The sequence below is a fragment of the Rhodococcus sp. PSBB066 genome, from assembly GCF_017068255.1.
In the GTDB taxonomy this organism is placed as follows: domain Bacteria; phylum Actinomycetota; class Actinomycetes; order Mycobacteriales; family Mycobacteriaceae; genus Rhodococcus; species Rhodococcus aetherivorans.
Genome location: NZ_CP070859.1, coordinates 1,818,922 through 1,836,451 on the forward strand (window position 1 = coordinate 1,818,922; position 17,530 = coordinate 1,836,451).

The following is a 17,530-nucleotide window of genomic DNA, read 5'->3' on the forward strand; positions in this document are numbered from 1 at the left end:
CCTCTGCAACGTCAACTCGGCAGAGGTGACTGCGCCTTACCCCCGCGTCCGCAGGTCGGCGCGCATCGTGGAGTGGAGCCGCTCGTAGGCGGCCTTCTCGGCGTCGCGCTCCCGGACGCGCCGGGGATTCTCGAGGTCTCCCGGCAGGCCGTTGCGCTCGAGCCGGCGCCGGCGGTTCTGCGCCATGTAGGCGGCGGAGAAGAACAGCGCGAGGGCGACGCCGAGCCCCATCGTCGACAGGCGCAGCCACACCGGGCCGGGCAGCAGCAGAAACGCGGCGTACAGCGGGAGGAACGGGACCTGGCTGCGGACCATGTGGCGGGCGACGGCGTGGTCGCCGATCAGGTCGTTGCGCACCCACTCGCGCATCGAGGCGGGAAGGGGGCGGCCGACGGCGTAGGCGAGCCACTGGAACGGGCCGGGACGGGTGCGCATCTCTCGGGCCTTTCGTGCGGGGGCGACACCAGGAGTCTACGCAAATAGATCGTGCATTAACTAATCGTAGGCTAAATATGCCCGATGTCACTGCCGGTTCCGTGGATCCGTATACGTACACGAGAACGTGTTCTATATTTCGAGGCATGTACGAGTGGTCCGACACCGATCTCATGTTCCGTGACGCGCTGCGCGGATTCATCGACAAGGAGATCCGCCCCCACGTGGATCGGCTCGAGAGCGGTGAGCTGCCGCCCTACGACATCATCCGCAGACTGTTCGCCGCCTTCGGCATCGACGAGCTGGCCCGCGACGGCCTCAACAAGGCCCTCGCCCGGGAGGAGGCCGGCGAGGCGTCGTCCGCCAAGCCGGGCGGCGGTATGGGCTCCGGCGGCATGGCGGCCCTGCTCAACAGCGAGATCGCCGGGGTCAGCCTCGGGCTCGTCGCTTCGATGGGCGTCAGCCTCGGCCTCACCGCGGGCACCATCCGCAGCCGCGGCACGCTCGCCCAGAAGAAGCGGTGGCTGCCCGAGTTGGTGACCTTCGAGAAGGTCGGCGCCTGGGCCATCACCGAACCCGACTCCGGGTCGGACGCCTTCGGTGGAATGAAGTCCACCGTCCGGCGCGACGGCGACGACTACATCCTCAACGGGCAGAAGACCTTCATCACCAACGGTCCCTACGCCGACGTCCTCATCGTGTACGCCAAGCTCGACGAGGGCGACCCGAGCATCGACCGCCGGGACCGCAAGGTGCTCGCATTCGTGCTCGAGAAGGGCATGGAGGGACTGACCCAGAGCCCGCCGTTCAAGAAGATGGGGATGAACTCCTCGCCCACCGGCGAGCTGTTCTTCGACAACGTCCGCATCACCCGCGACCGGCTGCTCGGCGAGACCGAGGAGGGTGGCCGCAGCGACGGCAAGGAGAGCGCGCGCGAATCCTTCGCCGCCGAGCGGATCGGCATCGCCTACCTGGCCCTCGGCATCATCGAGGAATGTCTGCGCCTGTGCAAGGACTACGCCCGCACCCGCAAGCTGTGGGGAGCGGAGATCTCCCGGTTCCAGCTGATCCAGCTCAAGCTCGCCGAGATGGAGATCGCCCGCATCAACGTCCGCAACATGGTGTTCAGCGCCATCGAACGCACGGAGGCCGGCAAGCCCGTCGGCCTGGCCGAGGCCTCGGCCATGAAGCTGTACTCCTCGCGCGCGGCCACCGACGTGGCGATGGAGGCGGTGCAGCTCTTCGGCGGCAACGGCTACATGGCCGAGTACCGCGTCGAGCAGCTCGCGCGGGACGCGAAATCGCTGATGATCTACGCGGGCAGCAACGAGATCCAGGTGACGCACATCGCCAAGGGCCTGCTCGCCGAGTGACCAGGACCCCGGGCCGGGCCGCGCGGTCCGGGGTCCCGGTACCCGGGACCGGTATCTGCACCTGCGCTGCAGATTCCACTATCGTGTCGCCATGACCGAGATCATGCCAGTCTCGACCGACGTCGATCCCGAACTGGCCGACGCGGTGACGACCCTCCCCGACCTCGATCTCGCCGACGTGGACGGAGGCCGTCGCACCCTCGACTCGATCGTTGCGGCCGCCGGCCCCGCCGACACCACCGGTGTCACCGTCGAGGAGTGGCTCGTCCCCGGCGCGCCCGGCGGCCCCGAGGTGCCCGTGCGGATCCACACGCCCGACATGTGTCCCGACGGCAACCCCGCGGGCCGGCCCGTCGTTCTCGAAATCCACGGCGGAGGATTCGTCCTCGGCAGCGCCGCCCACAGCGAAGCCTTCGCCGCCGCCGTCGCCCGCGCGACCGGTGCCGTCGTCATCTCCGTCGACTACCGGCTCGCCCCCGAGCACCCCTATCCCGCTGCCGCCGACGACTGTTACGCGGTCCTCGAGTGGATCGCTTCCGGCGCAGCATGTCTCGACATCGATCCGGACCGCGTCGTCGTCCTCGGCGATTCCGCGGGCGGCGCCCTCGCTGCGACCGTCGCGCTGCGGGCCCGGGACGAGGGCGGCCCGCGCATTGCGCTGCAGGCCCTGCTCGAACCTGCCCTCGACGACCGGCTCGAGACCGCCTCCATGCGCGGCGGCGGCGCCACCGCCGTGTGGGACAACCGCAAGGCCGCCCAGAGCTGGCGGCACTACCTCGGCGGGCAGGAGCCCACCGAGCAGTCCGTGCCCGCGCGCCGGGCCGACCTGACCGGACTGCCGCCCACCTACCTCACCGTCAACGAACTCGACCCGCTCCGCGACGAGGGGCTCGTCTACGCCCAGCGTCTCCTGCAGGCCGGGGTACGCGTCGAACTGCACTGCTGGCCGGGCGTATTCCACGGATTCACCCTCGTCCGAGGGGCCGGCGCCACGCGTCGCGCCGCTCGCTCGCTGTACGACGCGATCGTCCGGGCCACCGCCCGCACCCCCGTCCTCGACCACGACTGACCCGCCCCCGCGCGGCGCCACCCCCTCGGTGACACAGGCCCTGGCACAATCGAGTGCGCCGCACCGGTTGGGAGGAACCGGTCGGCGACACGGGAGGAGGGACACGTGACCGTCACCGACGGACGCGTCGCGCGGGCCGAACGGACCCGCCACGCAGTGATAGAGGCGCACATCGCCCTGATCGAGGCCGGTGAGCTGAAACCGACCGGTGCGCAGATCGCCGCACGGGCCGGGGTCTCGCTCCGGGCGTTGTGGGCGAACTTCAACGATCTGGAAACGCTGTTCGAGGAGACGGGGACGGAGCTGCTGCGGCGGCAGGACACCGCGTTCGCCCCGGTCCCCGTCGACCTGCCGCTCGACGAGCGGATCGACGCGTTCTGCCGGCAGCGCGCCGAACTGCTCGAGCTGATGGCGCCGTTCGCGCGCGCGTCGGCGATCCGGGCCCCGCAGTCCAAGAGGATCCAGCGAAACAGGTTGCGGCACATCGCACGTGTGGTCAACGAGGTCGACGAGCTGTTCGCGGCGGAACTCGCCGCGCTCGACGCGCCGCGCCGGGCCACGCTGGTGCGCTCCGTGGCGGTGGCGAGCACCTGGGCGTCGTGGGTGGCGCTGCGCGATGTGCTGGACCTGCCGGTGGCCGAGGCCGCCGAACTGATGAAGCACACCGTCACGGCACTGCTGTCGGAGGCGCGCCAGCCGACGTCGTGCTGAGGCCGGTCAGGGCGTCAGACGGTAGAACCGCCAGAACCCGAAGTCCTCGATCGGCAGCACCGACACGTCCGAGAAGCCCGCGTCGAGCGCGTACCGGCGCAGGGTGTCCGCACGCATCACCGTGCCGGTTCCCGCGCTCGGCGGGTGGCTCATGCCGTCCGGCAGGCAGCACGAGATGCTGAACCCGTACATCAGCCGCTCGACCTCGTCGCCGGGTGCGGTGAACCGGTCGGCGACGGCCTCGTCCATGACAACCATGACCCCGTCGGCCGCGAGCGAGCCGCGCACCGCGGACAGCACCTCGACGGGACGTGGCATGTCGTGGACGCACTCGAAGGCGAACGCCGCCGTGAAGCGTTCGTCGGGCAGGCTCGCCGCGTCGGTCTCGAGAACGGTGATCCGGTCGGCGACGTCGGGGCAGGCCGCGACGTTCGTCCGGGCCAGGGCGACGGTCGCCGGATCGATGTCGATGGCGAACAACCGGGCCTGCGGGTACGCACGGGCCAGCGCGATCGTGGACCACGCACCGCCACAGCCGATGTCGGCGATCTCGGCATCCGGTCGGCGCAGCAGCGCGTCGAGGTCCGGCACGGACGCCAGGGCGCCCGGCAGCGCCTTCTCGTACCACGGCCGGTTCATGTCCGCCTGCCCCTCGCGGGCATCGGTGCCGAGCTGCGCCCAGCTCACGCCGCCCCCGGTGCGGTAGGCGTCGAGCAGGGCCGGAAGCTGCGCGGACACCCCGGCGAACATGCGGGCCAGGGGTCCGAGATAGTTGAGACTGTGCTCGTCGGTGAGGACCTCGGCCACCGCGGGCGGCAGCGTGAAGCGCGGCGGATCGCCGTCGTCGACCTCGAGCAGGCCGGTCACCGCCTGCTGCTCGAGCCATTCGCGGGCGTAGCGCGGGTCGGTCCCGGTCCGCGCCGCGAGCTCGTCGGAGGTGGCGGGACCGTCGGCGGCGAGGCTGCGGTACCAGCCGAGCCGGTCGCCGAGATAGATCGCGATCAGATCGACGGCGCCGAGCGCCGAGTCGAGGACGCGCTGGGCGACGGTGTCGACGGGGGAAACGGTGTGCGTCACGGTGGGGCCTCCGGATGAGAGGGACAGGGGTGATTCCGAGAGTCCTCCGGTTCCGGGCGGCGGACAACGCCCCCATGGGGGCCGAATGTGACACCTCGTCGATCCGGTGTCACATTCGGCCCCGCAGCGGGGCGCGGGAACCGGACGGGGGCCCTGGACGTTCGGAGTCGTGCAACCGGAAGGAGTTCACCTTGCAGATCACCGCCAGTGCCCTGTCCCTCAACGTTCCCGACGTGGCCGCGTCGGCCGACTTCGTGACCCGTCACCTCGGGTTCACCGAGACGATGGCCGAGGACGGGTTCGTCTCGCTCACCCGTGAGGACGCGGGCTTCAGCCTCGTCTTCCTGCGCACCGGGCTCGGCACCTTCAAGCCCGCGAGCATCGCCGGCGACGCCGGGCAGGGGACGCTCGTCGCGTTCGTCGTAGACGCCATCGACGACGAGTACGAACGACTGCGGGCGGAGGGGGTTCCGATCGTCACGCCGATCGAGACCGAGCCGTGGGGCGAGCGGTACTTCCAGATGCGCGACCCGAACGGCATCGTCTACCAGCTCGTGCAGTGGATGGACGAGGCGCCCTCGGTGAGTTAGCCGGACGATCGGCCGGCGTGCGCCGCGAGGAACGGTCCGACCACCGACAGCACCTCCGGCGCCGCCGCGATCGTCGTGGCGTGGTCGTATCCCCGGATCACCGCGAGCAGGGCACCGGGGATCGTCCGCGACAGCTCGCGGGTGTCGTCGATCCGTTCGCGGTCCTCCGAACCGACGAACGCCAGCGTCGGCACGTCCAGGGCGGCGAGGTCGGCGTCGTCGATCCCGGGTTCGCGATCCGACCGTCGCATGTACGCGGCCAGGGCGGCGGCGTCGTTCGCCCGGAACGCGGCCTGCGTCGCGGCATCGACGGGCGAACCGAGGTGTTCCGCCCACGCCTCGAGGAACCCGTCGATCCCGTAGTGCCCGAGCACGTCGGCGCATCCCGGGAAGAACAGGCGATCGAACGCCCCGGCCTGCGCGCGGGCACTGCCGCCGCCCACGGTGAGCGTCTGCAGCCGGCCGGCGTCGCGCACCGCCAGGGACAAGCCGACCCGCGCTCCGAACGAGTACCCGAGGTAGTGCACGCGCTCGGTGCCGGCGGCGTCGAGGACCGCCAGCACGTCCCCGACGATCAGGTCCATCGCGTATGCGTCGGGGACGTGCCGCTTGTCGCTGCGGCCGTGACCGCGCAGGTCGGGCAGGATCAGCCGGTACCGCTCGCGCAGGGGGCGCACGTATCCGAATCCCCGCCAGATGGCCGACGACAGGGCGCTGCCGTGCGCGAGCAGCAGCGACGGGCTGCCGGCGCCGGCGTCCGATTCGATCACCGTGAAGGCGATGCGGGTTCCGTCGACGGGGTTGATCGCGTGGCTCACCGCTCCAGTCTGACCGACCGGGTCACCCCGATGTCGGCCAGGAACCGCTCGTCGTGGCTGACCACCACGAAGGCACCCCGGTACGCGCGCAGTGCCTGCACCAGATGCGTCAGGCTGGGCAGGTCCAGGTTGTTGGTCGGTTCGTCGAGGAGCAGCAGCCGCGGAGCCGGGTCCGCCGCGAGCAGAGTCGCCAGCGCCGCCCGCAGTCGCTCGCCGCCCGAGAGGGCAGCCGCCGGCATGTCCGCGTCGGCGCCGCGGAACAGGAACCGGGCGAGTAGTGCCCGGACCTGCTGCGGCGACGCATGCGGGGCCCGCAGCGCGACGTTGTCCGCCACCGACAGCGACTCGTCGAAGACGTCCAGCCGCTGCGGCAGCACCGCAAACGGCACCCGGGGACCGGCCGCGACGATGTCGCGCAGCAGCGTCGTCTTGCCCGAGCCGTTGGGTCCGCGCAGCGCGATCCGCTCCGGGCCGACGATCTCGAGCGGCCCCTCGGCGACGCGCGCACCGGGATGCACCTCCGTCTCGGGCAGGTCTACCCGGATCTCCCGGTCGTCGCGCACGGTGCCCTGGGCGCGCTCGAGGTTCTCGCGCGCGCCGGCGAGCTTGCCCTCGTGTTCGCGGCGGAGCCGGCCCGCCGACTCCTGGGCCTGCCGCTTGCGGGCCCCCATCACGATCTTCGGTTCCCGCTTGTTCTCGAACATCTTGCGGCCGTAGCGCTCTCGTCGGGCGAGCTTGATGTGCGAGTCGCTCAGCTCGCGTGCCTGCCGGCGCACGTCCGCCCGGGCGTCGCGCACCGCGGCCAGTGCCGCCTCCTGCTCGGCCGCGACGATGCGTTCGTACTCGCTGTAGTTGCCGCCGAACAGCCGCAGCCGCCCGTCGCGCATCTCCGCGACGGTGTCGACCCGCTCGAGCAGGTCGCGGTCGTGGGTCGCGACGACGAGCGTGCCGGCGAACTCGCGCAGCACGTCGTACAGCCGCGCGCGGGCCGCCGAGTCCAGGTTGTTCGTCGGCTCGTCGAGCAGCAGGACGTCCGGCTCGTCGAGCAGGCGTGCCGTGAGCGCCAGCAGGACGGTCTCGCCGCCGGAGAGGGTGCCGACGGTGCGCTCGAAGTCGCTGGGGGAGGCGACGATTCGGTCGAGGCCGAGGCGGTGCAGGGTGGCCAGGGCGCGCTCCTCGATGTCCCATCGCTCGCCGACGGCGTCGAAGTCCTCGACGGCGGTCGAGCCGGCCTCGATGCGCCGCAGCGCCGCGCGCACGGTGTCGATGCCGAGGACGGCGTCGACGGCGCGGTGTGGATCGAGGATGACGTCCTGCGGCAGCCGCGAGACCCGGCCGCGCACCGTGACGGAGCCCCGGGTCGGTTGAATCTCACCCGACATGATCTGCAGCAGAGTTGATTTGCCGGACCCGTTGCGTCCGACGAGTCCGGTGCGCCCGGCGGGGAGGGTGGTGTCGAGACCGTCGAACACGGCGGTGCCGTCCGGCCAGGCGAAGGTCAGGTCCGACAGGGAAAGGCCCGAGGACGGGGAAGGGTGTGACATGGCTGCTCCCGGAGTAGGTGACGGTACCGCGCGCAGGTGCGGCGCGGCGGGCGAAACCTCTACAGGAGCAACGGCCTTCTCCGATCGACGGGAATGTGACAGGAACCGACGGTAGAACAGCGTCCGTGGGGCCGGCAATCGATTTTCCCGAATTGGGGGCCGCGTCACTACAGGCAGCGTGTACGCAACGTGCGGGCGGTGGTGAACGACGGCACCGTCCGGCTTCGGGCATGATCGTTGCTGTGCCACTCCTCCGACGCCGACCGGTTCCGCTCCTGTTGACCGTCGCCGCCGCGCTGGCGGCCGCCGGGTGTTCCTTCGGGCCCGACCAGCCCGAGACGGTCGTGGGGGAGTTCGCCGCGGCGCTCGAGGCCGGTGACGTGCGGGCCGCGGCGGAGCTCACCACCGATCCCGCGGCGGCGGCCGCCACGATCGACGGCGTGTTCGAGGGGCTCGGCGGGGTCCGGCCCGACCTCGAGCTCGCCGGCACGGGCGACGGCGGCACCTTCGAACTCGACGTCGCGTGGCACTTCGCCGAGGGCCGGGACTGGTCGTACCGCACGTCCGGCAGTGCCCTGGACGTCGACGCGGAGGGCTGGCGCATCGAGTGGGACCCGGCGGTGCTGGCCCCGGGCCTGACCGCCGGCACCACGCTGAGCTACACGACGACCGTCGGCCCGCCGCCGTCCGTGCTCGACCGTGGCGGGCGGCCGATCCTCGAACAGCAGGTCGTGACGCTGGTGAACGTCGATGCCACCGCCGACCCGGCGGCCGTCGCGCCGCTGCTCGCGACCGCCGCGCCCACCGTCACCGCCGAGTCGCTCGCCGCCGACGTCGCCGCGGCGGCGGGCAAGCCCGTGACCGCGGTGACCCTCCGCGACGCGGACATCGCGCCGATCGAGGCGCGGCTCGCCGCGCTGCCCGGCGTGACCCTCGTCCGGCAGACCCGGCTGCTGACGGTCGACCGCGCGCTCGCGTCCCCGGTCCTCTCCGGGCTCGGGGAACTGTGGCAGCAGGGCCAGGACGCGTCCGCCGGCTGGGCCGTGCAGACGGTGTCCGAAGACGGCAGCGCCCGCCGCGTCGCCGGTGCCGACGGTCCGCCGGCGCCGGACCTGCGGTCCACGCTCGACCTGGGTCTGCAGACCCGCGCCGAGGCGGTGCTGGCGCCGCTGCCGCAACCGGCGGTGATCGTCGCGATCGAACCGTCCACCGGGGCGGTACGCGCGGTGGCCCAGAACGCCGCCGCCGACGCCGAGGGACCGATCGCGCTGACGGGGCTCTATCCGCCCGGTTCCACGTTCAAGACCGTCACCACCTCGGCCGCCCTGCAGGCCGGGGCCGTGACCCCCGACACGGTGGTGCCGTGCCCCGGGACGGCGAACATCGAGGGTCGCGTCATCCCCAACGACGACAGCTTCGACCTCGGACCGGTCCCGTTGCACACGGCCTTCGCCTTCTCGTGCAACACCACGATGGGCCGGCTCGCGGTGGGATTGCCGGCGACCGCGCTCACCGACGCGGCCCTGCAGTTCGGGCTCGGGGTCGACTACGTCACGCCCGGACTGGTCACGGTCACCGGCAGCGCGCCCGAGGCGCAGACCCCGGCGGAGCGCGTCGAGTCCGCGATCGGCCAGGGCCGGGTGACGGCGTCACCGTTCAGTATGGCACTCGTGGCGGCGTCCATCGCGCACGGCTCGACGCCGCTGCCGATGCTCGTCGAGGGCCGGCCCACGGTGGCCGATCGCACCCCTGGTGCCGCGCCGGCGGAGGTCACTGCCGCGTTGCGGACGATGATGCGGGAGACTGTGACGGGTGGAACCGCGAGCACGCTGCGGGACCTACCCGAACTCGTCGGTAAGACGGGGACGGCAGAGTACGGTGATGGCACCGGTGCCCACGGTTGGTTCGTCGGCTCGCAGGGAGACCTCGCGTTCGCGGTTTTCGTTGCGGGAGCGGGCAGTTCGGCGCCGGCAGTGGACGTGGCGGGACGCCTGCTGAGGGGGTGATGCGCGGCTTGTGGCGCAATCGTGATCGCATCGTAGGCAGGGCGTGCTTGTTACTGAAGTGACAGAAGTGAAGGTTGGTCGTTATGGGTTTTCGGGACTGGCGCAGGGGGCGCGGCCGCGTGACAGCCCTGGTCTCCGTCGTGGTTCTCGCGGCCGGCATGGCGTCGTGCGTGTTCGGTGAACCCCGGAGCGATGCGCAGCGACTCGTCGACGACTTCGTCGCGGAACTGAACGAGGGCGACGCCGCCGGCGCCGCCGCGCTCACGTCGTACCCGAACGCCGCCGAGGCGTCGATCCGGCAGATGTTCGAGGGCCTGAAGGACGGCAGCGTCGACTACGACGTCGCCCAGTTCGTCGAACTCAACGAGCAGACGGGGTTCTTCACCCTCGGCGCCGACTGGAACTTCGGACCCGGCAAGGACTGGGGATACCAGGTGGACGGCGTGGCGAAGAACCTCGCCGTCGGCTGGCGGATCTCCTGGGACCCGCAGGTGCTGGTGCCCGACCTGAACCGGACCCGCACCGTGCACCACGTGCGCACCGACGCCGCGCCGCCGAAGATCTTCGACCGCACCGGTCAGTTGCTCATGGCCGAGCAGACCATCAACGCCGTCGTCGTCGATCCCGCCCTCATGCCCGACCCGGTCGACACCACGACGCGGCTGGCGAAGGTGCTCGAACCCGTCGCGCCGGTCATCACCGCCGACCTGCTGCAGCGCAACCTCGCGGCGGACCCCGGTGCGCGCATCACCGCGGTGAAGCTGCGCGACCAGGACTACCAGTTCCTCGAGGACGAGATCGTTCCGATCCCCGGCGTGGTGGTCGTCAAGACCCCGACGCTGATCAGCGCGGACCGGCGGATCTCCACGCCGCTGCTGGACCCGCTGCGCGCGGCCTGGCAGCTCGAGCGTGACGCCACCGCCGGGTGGGCCGTCACCCTCGAGGAGCCCGGCGCCGACCCGGTGCAGGTCGCCGGCTTCCAGGGCCCGCCGCCGCCGGACCTGCAGGCGACCCTCGACGCGCACGTCCAGCTCGCCGCCAAGGAAGCGGTGGTCAGCGTGGGCACCCCGGCGGCGATCGTGGCGATCCAGCCGTCCACCGGCGGCGTCCTGGCCCTGGACGTGAACAACTGGGCGATGGAACTCGGACCCGTCGCCTCCCGCGGGCTGTATCCGGCCGGGCAGACGCTGGATCCGGTGCGGCTGGCCGCGGGCCTGGACCGGGGCGTCGACCCGGCCTCGGTGAGCACCGACGATCTGGCCGACACCGCCCGCCGGCTCGGGCTCGGCCTGGACTACGACGTCCCCGGCTTCGACTTCGAGACCGCGCAGATCGGGGAGAACCGGTCCGGTGTGGTGCAGTTCTCCGGCTCGGACGGCGGCGGGGAGGCGCTCCTCAGTCCGTTCGGTGCCGCGCTGCTCGCCGCGTCCGTCGCGCGGGGGGAGGCGCCGTTGCCCGCGATCGTGCAGGGCAAGCCCGCGACGGTGGGGGAGGCCGCCGAACCGCTGCCGCCGCACGTGACCGACGCGCTGCGCGCCGCGATGGCCGAGAACGTGCGCAGCGGCCCGGCATCGTTCCTGAAGGGGCACCCCGGTCTGTCCGGCATCGCGGCCGCGAGCGGTGACGACCGCTGGTTCTACGGGTACACCGGCGACCTGGCGTTCGCGGTGTTCGTCGCCAACGCCGACGGCGGCGACCGCGCGGTGAAGATGGCCGACATGTTCCTGCGGGAGCTGGGCAAGCCGCCCGCCGACCGCTGACCGCTGCCGCCCTCGGCGGACCGGCCGAAGCGGACCCCGGTACGTTTGTCGGTCGTGACCCCTGTCGACCTGCTGCTGCTCGCGGTCGCGGGGTTCTTCGCCGGGCTCATCGGGTTCGTCACCGGCCTCGCGTCCATCGTCTCGTACCCCGCGCTGCTCGCCGCGGGGCTGCCGCCCGTCGCCGCCAACGTCACCAACACCGTCGCGATGGTGGGGGTCGGCGTCGGGGCGCTCGCCAACTCGACCCGCGAGGTCGTCGACACCGGCCCGCGGCTGTGGCGGTGGACCCTGTACTCGGCGCTCGGCGGCCTCGTCGGTGCCGTCGTCCTGATGTGGGCGCCCGCGGGGTCCTTCGAGACGGTCGTGCCCTACATGGTCGCGTTCGCCTCCCTCGCGCTGCTGGCCCAACCCCGGATCCGCGCCCTGTCCGGGAGCCGGGACCTGCCCCGGACGTACTCGGCGCTGCTGTTCGTCGTGGCGGTGTACGGCGGCTACTTCGGGGCGGGTGCGGGTGTCGTCTTCCTCGCACTCACCCTGATCTGCACCTCCGAGCACATCTGGCGCGCCACCATCCTCAAGAGCTACCTGCTGGGGGTCGCCAACCTCGTCGCTGCGATCGGCTTCGCCGTGTTCGGCCCCGTGCACTGGGGTGCGGCCGCCGCGATGGCGCTCGGCGCCGTCGCGGGCGGCTGGTGCGGGCCGCCCGTCGTCCGGCGCATCCCACCCGAGGTGCTGCGGGTGACGGTCGCGCTCGCCGGCCTCGGGCTCGCGGTGTGGCTGGCGGTGCGGTGAGAACCGGTCAGTGCACTCCGCGCATCATCCGCCGGATCCACGGTGACAGCAGCGCCAGCACGACGCCGATCGCGATCGAGCCGAGGCCGACCCAGGCGAAGTACGGCTTCTCGTTCGCCTCGTCGTAGTACTTGGCGAGGGTGCCGGCCATGGCCGTGCCGAGCGCCACCGACAGGAAGAACAGCGCCACCATCTGGGTGTGGAAGTTGCGCGGGGCCAGTTTCGTCGCCAGCGACAGGCCCACGGGGGAGAGCAGCAGCTCCGCGAACGTGAACAGCAGGAGGATGCCCGCGAGGCCGAGCAGGGGGGCGCTGTTGGGGCCGCCGCCGGACATCGGGATGAAGCACAGGAATGCGATGCCCATGATCACGGTGCCCATCGCGAACTTCACCGGCGACGACGGCTGCCGCGGGCCGAGCCGGGTCCACACGGCGGCGAACACGCCCGCGAACACGATGATGAACACCGGGTTGATCGACTGCACCCACGCCGGCGGGAAGTCCCAGCCGAACAGGTTGCGGTCGAGCCTCTTGTCGGCGTACACCGCGACGGTGGTGAACTGCTGCTGGAACAGCGACCAGAATGCCGCGCTGGCCAGGAACATGGGGACGAAGCTGATCACCCGGCTGCGTTCGACGGCGGTGATCTGCCGGCTGGACAGGATCACGACGAAGTAGACGACGGACGCGGCGACGGTCGCTGCGACCACGACGTCCGACAGGTTGTCGACGGTGACCAGCCCGGTGCCGAACAGCGCCGCGATCAGCGCGACGGCCAGGACGGCGACGCCGGCGGCCCTGGTGCGCCGGTCGGCGGGCAGCGGGTGCGGCGGCGTGGCGCCGATCCCGCGCAGGTGCTTGCGGCCGAGGGTGTACTGGATCAGGCCGAGTGCCATGCCGATGGCGGCCAGGCCGAAGCCGTAGTGGAAGCCCAGCTCGGTCTGCGCCCAGCCGGTGAGGAGCGGGCCGATCAGTGCGCCCAGGTTGATCCCCATGTAGAAGATCGAGAACCCGGCGTCGCGCCGGGTGTCCTGCTCGTCGTAGAGATCCCCGACCAGGGAGGTGGCGTTGGCCTTGAGGCCACCGCTGCCGACGGCGACGAACACCAGGCCCACCGCCACGCCGCCGAGGCCGGGGAGCAGCGCCAGGGAGATGTGGCCGAGCATGATGAGGATCGCGCTGTAGAACAGCGTGCGCTCGGAGCCGAGCAGCCGGTCGGCGATCCACGCGCCGAGGATGGTCGACAGGTAGACCGTGCCGCCGTACGCCCCGACGATCGACGTGGCGGCGAGCTCGCTGATCCCCAGTCCGCCGTCGGCCGCCGAGTAGTACAGGTAATAGATCAGGATGCCCTGCATGCCGTAGAAGGAGAACCTCTCCCACATCTCGACACCGAACAGGTTGGCCAGCGCGAAGGGCTGGCCGAAGAAGGTGCGTTCCTTCGTCCGATCGGGGGGCGCGGCGGTCTCGCTCATGGCTGTCACTCTGGCACCGCGGCCACCTCCGGCGCGCGGCTTTCGGCGGTGCGGAGGGTCACCTCCGCGCGGCCGGGGTCAGGCGGCGTCGACGCGGCGCCGCAGCCACAGCCCGGCGAGCAGGCGCCAGCCGAGCAGGAACACGCCCAGCACGATGGACGCGACGACGATGAACGAACCGGCTGTGCCCTGGCCCGTGATCACGCGCAGCAGCATCCCGACGACCACGGTGGACACCCATGCGATCACGCCGGTCGGCACGACCAGCCACGGATCGAACTTCTCCTTGTAGAGGGCCGCCGTCGCGAGCCATCCGACGGTGAGGCCGCCGAGGAACGGCCACGCGGTGTTCGCCAGTCCCGCCAGCGTCAGCCCCTCGTCGTGACTTGCGCGCCCGAGGGTGGCGAACACGATGACCAGGACGACGTCGAGCAGGGCCGGTGCGTACTTCTTCACGTCGTCCAGCGTAGGTCGCCGACGAAAGCGAGCGCCCTCCGGGACGGAGAGCGCTCGCGTGTCGTGCGGGTGCGGCGGATCAGGCCTGCAGACCGGCCTCGATCTCGAGGTTGATGGTGATCTTGTCGCCGACGACGGCGCCGCCGCCCTCGAGCGGCATGTCGATCGAGATGCCGAAGTCCTTGCGGTTGAGGACGGTGGTGGCCTCGAAGCCCGCGACCGGGCCCTGGCCCATGCCCGGGTTCACGCCGTTGAACTCCAGCTTCAGCTCGACCGGCTTGGTGACGCCGTGCAGGGTGAACTCACCGTCGACGACGTAGTCGCTGCCGGCGGCGCGCACGCCGGTGGACTTGAACGTCGCGGTGGGGAACTGCTCGGCGTCGAAGAAGTCTGCGGAGCGGATGTGGGCGTCGCGGTCGGCGTTCTTGGTGTCGATGGACGTGACCTGGATCTCGGCGGCGACGGCGGGGGTGCCGTCCTCGGCGACGGTGATCGCGCCGGAGAAGTCGTTGAACGTGCCGCGCACCTTGCTCACGACGAGGTGGCGGACGGTGAAGCCCACGGTGGAGTGGACCGAGTCGATGGCCCAGGTGCCGGCGGTGAGTCCGGGGAAGGTGGTGGTAGCGGTCGTCATGGGATTCCTCCGAGTCGAGTTTTGGTTGAAGTTTCAACCTTCGATGTACTCAACGATCGCATCGAATGATTGATTCCGCAACTACTTCGGATGTGAGGTGGAACACACTTCGTCACTCCGGCAGGGCGGTGCCCTCGCTCGCGGCCCGTCCGCGCCGTCGCTCGAGCACCGAACGGGCGTGTTCCTCGCGTTCGAGATCGGCGTCGATGTGCTCGTCGTGCTGGCTCGACCGGAACTTGGCGGCCACCACCGTCCAGCCGACCAGCGCGACCAGGAGGAAGCTGACGCCCCGGTACACGAACACGGCTGCCAGGGCCTGCGAGGCGCTCATCCCCGCCGCGGTGAGGGTCGCGATCAGCGTGCCGTCGACGAACCCCAGCCCGCCCGGCGCCAGGGGGATGCTCCCCACCGCCTTGGCCGCCGCGAACGCGATCAGCAGGCCCGGCAGCGACGGCTCACCGCCCACCGCCCAGCACGCGAACCCCAGGCACGCGACGTCGAAGACCCGGTGCACGGCCGACCAGCAGATCGTCGCGAGCCCGTCGCGGCGACCCAGGTGCACCGCCTCGATCTGCCCGAGGATCTGCTCGAACTTCTCCATCCCGGTGTCCGCCGGCTTGCGCAGCAGGCGGTTGACGCGGGCGAGGACCCATTCCCCGGCCGACTCGACGGACGACGGATGCCGGGAGGCGTACCGGACGGCGACGACCAGCGCGATCACGCCGGCGACCGACAGGACCAGCGTCACCGGGCTCACCCGTGTGCCCACCGCGAACGCCCCGCCCACGCCGACCGCCGCGAGCGTCACCGCCGCGATCACCCCCGAGACCGCCAGCTGCCACGACGCCACCACCGGCGTCGCACCCCAGCGTCGGGTCTGCTGGTAGGTGAACGCGGTGGAGAACACCGGACCGGCCGGCAGCGTCACCGCCATCGCCGTGCTCGCATAGATCACCGACGCCGAACGCAGGTGCCCGACGACGACCTCACCGGCCCGCAGCAGCCGCCGCTGCACCTCCGCGAAGCCGCTCAGCGACAGGGCCTGCGCGACGATGCACGCGGCGAGCCAGCCCCAGTGCAGCTCGGTCAGGGCGCGCCAGGAGTCGCTGAGCGTCGGCCACAGGTAGATGCCCTCGACCACCAGCAGGGCCACGAGGGCGACGGCGAGCAGCCACTTCACCCACCCGAAGCGGCCCCGGCGCCGCGCGGCGTCGGGTGCGGGCGGGTCACGTCGGGGCTGCGCCACAGGATTCAGCGTAGCCAAGCCGGCCGGAGGGCGGATCGTCCTTTTCGTCGCCGGGGGCCCCGGCCGTCCGTCACTCGTCGTGGCCCGAATCCGGATACCGCACCGGCCAGGCGAGATGCGTCACCCGGCGCCGGCCGCGCAGCTGCACCTCGTCGCCGAGTTCCCAGTGGGCGCGTTCCTCGTCGTCGGCGAAGTACAGCGCGCTCGACGACGCGAGCACCCGGCTCGGACGCAGCTTCGCCAGCTCGGTCAGCCGCGACGCCTCGTTCACCGGATCGCCGATGACGGTGTACTCGAACCGCTCGGCCGCGCCGATGTTGCCGGCCACCGCCAGCCCCGCCGAGACCCCGATGCCGATGTCGAGATCGGTGATCTCGTCCAGCGCGAACCGCAGCTCCCGGGCCGCCGCGAGCGCGGCGGTGGGCGCGTCGGGACGGTCCAGCGGAGCACCGAAGATGGCCAGCGCCGCGTCGCCCATGAACTTGTTGACGAAACCGTGGTGCCGGTCCACGACGTCCACCACGACCCGGAAGAACTCGTTGAGCAGCTCGACGACCTCGCCGGGCGGGCGTTCGGCCGCCGTCGCCGTCGAGCCCACCATGTCCACGAACAGCACCGCGACGTAGCGGGTCTCCCCGCCGAGCTCGGTGCCGTACTGGAGGGCGCGGCGCGCCACGTCCTCGCCGACGTGCTGACCGAACAGCTGCCGCAGCCGCCGCCGCTCGTCGGACTCGGCCATCATCCGGTTGAAGCCGACCTGCAGGCGCCCGATCTCGCTGCCGTCGAACACCTCCACCTGCACGTCCGTCGCGCCGCGCTGGACCCGTTCGATGGCCCAGCGCAGCTGCTTGACCGGATCGGAGAGCTGGGCGGCGGTGAGCGACGACAGCACCCCGGCCAGGCCGATCGCCATGATCGACAGCGCGAGGACCGCCCACGCCATCGCGTCCGGCGGGAACTCGACGTCGGTGGTCAGCTGGGTGACGCACAGCAGCGCGATGCCGCCGGCCGGCATCAGCGTGCCGAGACCCCACGTCATGGCGAGGCGGGTGCCGACGCCGGGCGCCAGGGTCCGGTCGAACTCCCCCTCGCTCAAGGCCCGCGCCGCGACCGGCCGCAGGATCCGCTCGCCCAGCATGTAGGTGAAGCCGAAGGTGCTCGTCGCGGCCATCGCGACGGTGATCGCCACCGCCACGGCGAGCTCCGGCATCTCCTCCGCGGTGAGGAACACGAACAGCACGCCGCCGAGGATCCACAGGATCAGGTGCACGATCGCCTGACGCAACGGCGCGTGCAGCGCCGACATCTGCTCGGATCGGGTCGGCGGGCCGCCGCGCAGCTGCCACCGCACCACCGACCGCAGCATCAGGGCCGCGGCCGTCAGGCTCACGATCCCCGCGAACACCAGATACACCGCGAACACCGCGAAGTTGCGGACCCGGTCCGCGATGATGTTCTCGTTCTCGGACAGCGGGATGCCGTAGCGGACGAACGCGAACACCAGCAGCGCGCCGAACAGGTTCGAGGCGCCCATCGAGGCCATAT

The 17,530-nt window shown here is 71.5% G+C and carries 16 protein-coding genes; 7 read left to right on the plus strand and 9 right to left on the minus strand.

Features of this window, described 5'->3' with window-relative positions:
- Positions 1-36 precede the first annotated feature (36 nt).
- Entirely contained in the window at positions 37-435 is a 399-nt protein-coding gene (locus JYA75_RS08540) for a DUF5313 family protein (protein ID WP_065922066.1), read from the minus strand.
- A gap of 146 nt (positions 436-581) precedes the next feature.
- Between JYA75_RS08540 and JYA75_RS08545 the strand changes: the two genes are divergently transcribed.
- The 3 genes from JYA75_RS08545 (at position 582) to JYA75_RS08555 (ending at position 3,588) form a co-directional block, all read left to right on the plus strand.
- Positions 582-1,808, plus strand: coding sequence for an acyl-CoA dehydrogenase family protein (locus JYA75_RS08545; RefSeq protein ID WP_185713104.1), 1,227 nt, complete (start codon positions 582-584; stop codon positions 1,806-1,808).
- A 91-nt stretch (positions 1,809-1,899) separates the two neighbouring features.
- Entirely contained in the window at positions 1,900-2,877 is a 978-nt protein-coding gene (locus JYA75_RS08550) for an alpha/beta hydrolase (protein WP_043802701.1), read from the plus strand.
- A 105-nt stretch (positions 2,878-2,982) separates the two neighbouring features.
- On the plus strand, positions 2,983-3,588 hold the full coding sequence (locus JYA75_RS08555; RefSeq protein ID WP_203329872.1) for a TetR/AcrR family transcriptional regulator: 606 nt from the start codon (positions 2,983-2,985) through the stop codon (positions 3,586-3,588).
- Positions 3,589-3,594: 6 nt separating this feature from the next.
- Here JYA75_RS08555 and JYA75_RS08560 read toward each other — a convergent pair whose 3' ends face one another.
- Complete coding sequence (locus JYA75_RS08560; protein WP_185713103.1) at positions 3,595-4,665, minus strand: methyltransferase domain-containing protein; 1,071 nt, start codon at positions 4,663-4,665, stop codon at positions 3,595-3,597.
- Positions 4,666-4,856: 191 nt separating this feature from the next.
- On the opposite strand from JYA75_RS08560, the gene JYA75_RS08565 reads away from it, so the two are divergent.
- Complete coding sequence (locus JYA75_RS08565; protein ID WP_006941490.1) at positions 4,857-5,255, plus strand: VOC family protein; 399 nt, start codon at positions 4,857-4,859, stop codon at positions 5,253-5,255.
- On the opposite strand, the gene JYA75_RS08570 is transcribed toward JYA75_RS08565, so the two are convergent.
- Together JYA75_RS08570 and JYA75_RS08575 are read right to left on the minus strand one after the other, a co-directional pair.
- On the minus strand, positions 5,252-6,073 hold the full coding sequence (locus JYA75_RS08570; RefSeq protein ID WP_161996466.1) for an alpha/beta hydrolase: 822 nt from the start codon (positions 6,071-6,073) through the stop codon (positions 5,252-5,254). The genes JYA75_RS08565 and JYA75_RS08570 overlap by 4 nt on opposite strands.
- Positions 6,070-7,617 (minus strand): ATP-binding cassette domain-containing protein, encoded by a 1,548-nt coding sequence (locus JYA75_RS08575; protein WP_185713102.1) that lies wholly within the window; start codon positions 7,615-7,617, stop codon positions 6,070-6,072. The genes JYA75_RS08570 and JYA75_RS08575 overlap by 4 nt, the downstream gene beginning before the upstream one ends.
- 230 nt (positions 7,618-7,847) lie before the next feature.
- On the opposite strand from JYA75_RS08575, the gene JYA75_RS08580 reads away from it, so the two are divergent.
- From JYA75_RS08580 to JYA75_RS08590, 3 genes are all read left to right on the plus strand, one after another.
- Positions 7,848-9,623, plus strand: a complete 1,776-nt coding sequence (locus JYA75_RS08580) for a penicillin-binding transpeptidase domain-containing protein (protein WP_185713101.1) — start codon at positions 7,848-7,850, stop codon at positions 9,621-9,623.
- Between the two features lie 119 nt (positions 9,624-9,742).
- On the plus strand, positions 9,743-11,383 hold the full coding sequence (locus tag JYA75_RS08585) for an NTF2-like N-terminal transpeptidase domain-containing protein (RefSeq protein ID WP_082120283.1): 1,641 nt from the start codon (positions 9,743-9,745) through the stop codon (positions 11,381-11,383).
- A gap of 54 nt (positions 11,384-11,437) precedes the next feature.
- A complete protein-coding gene (locus tag JYA75_RS08590; RefSeq protein WP_006941495.1) occupies positions 11,438-12,175 on the plus strand; it encodes a sulfite exporter TauE/SafE family protein in 738 nt (245 codons plus the stop codon).
- A 7-nt stretch (positions 12,176-12,182) separates the two neighbouring features.
- On the opposite strand, the gene JYA75_RS08595 is transcribed toward JYA75_RS08590, so the two are convergent.
- The 5 genes from JYA75_RS08595 to JYA75_RS08615 all read right to left on the minus strand — a co-directional run bounded on the left by JYA75_RS08595 (position 12,183) and on the right by JYA75_RS08615 (position 17,528).
- On the minus strand, positions 12,183-13,649 hold the full coding sequence (locus tag JYA75_RS08595) for a peptide MFS transporter (RefSeq protein WP_006941500.1): 1,467 nt from the start codon (positions 13,647-13,649) through the stop codon (positions 12,183-12,185).
- A 78-nt stretch (positions 13,650-13,727) separates the two neighbouring features.
- Positions 13,728-14,105: a DUF3054 domain-containing protein gene (locus tag JYA75_RS08600; RefSeq protein ID WP_185713099.1), complete on the minus strand. Its 378-nt coding sequence runs from the start codon at positions 14,103-14,105 to the stop codon at positions 13,728-13,730.
- A gap of 79 nt (positions 14,106-14,184) precedes the next feature.
- Positions 14,185-14,739, minus strand: coding sequence for a YceI family protein (locus tag JYA75_RS08605; protein WP_006941512.1), 555 nt, complete (start codon positions 14,737-14,739; stop codon positions 14,185-14,187).
- 112 nt (positions 14,740-14,851) lie between these two features.
- The gene (locus JYA75_RS08610) at positions 14,852-15,985 is read right to left on the minus strand and encodes a YbhN family protein (protein ID WP_185713098.1); all 1,134 of its coding nucleotides are present in this window, start codon (positions 15,983-15,985) and stop codon (positions 14,852-14,854) included.
- A gap of 70 nt (positions 15,986-16,055) precedes the next feature.
- Positions 16,056-17,528: an adenylate/guanylate cyclase domain-containing protein gene (locus JYA75_RS08615; RefSeq protein ID WP_029546144.1), complete on the minus strand. Its 1,473-nt coding sequence runs from the start codon at positions 17,526-17,528 to the stop codon at positions 16,056-16,058.
- Positions 17,529-17,530: the final 2 nt, after the last annotated feature.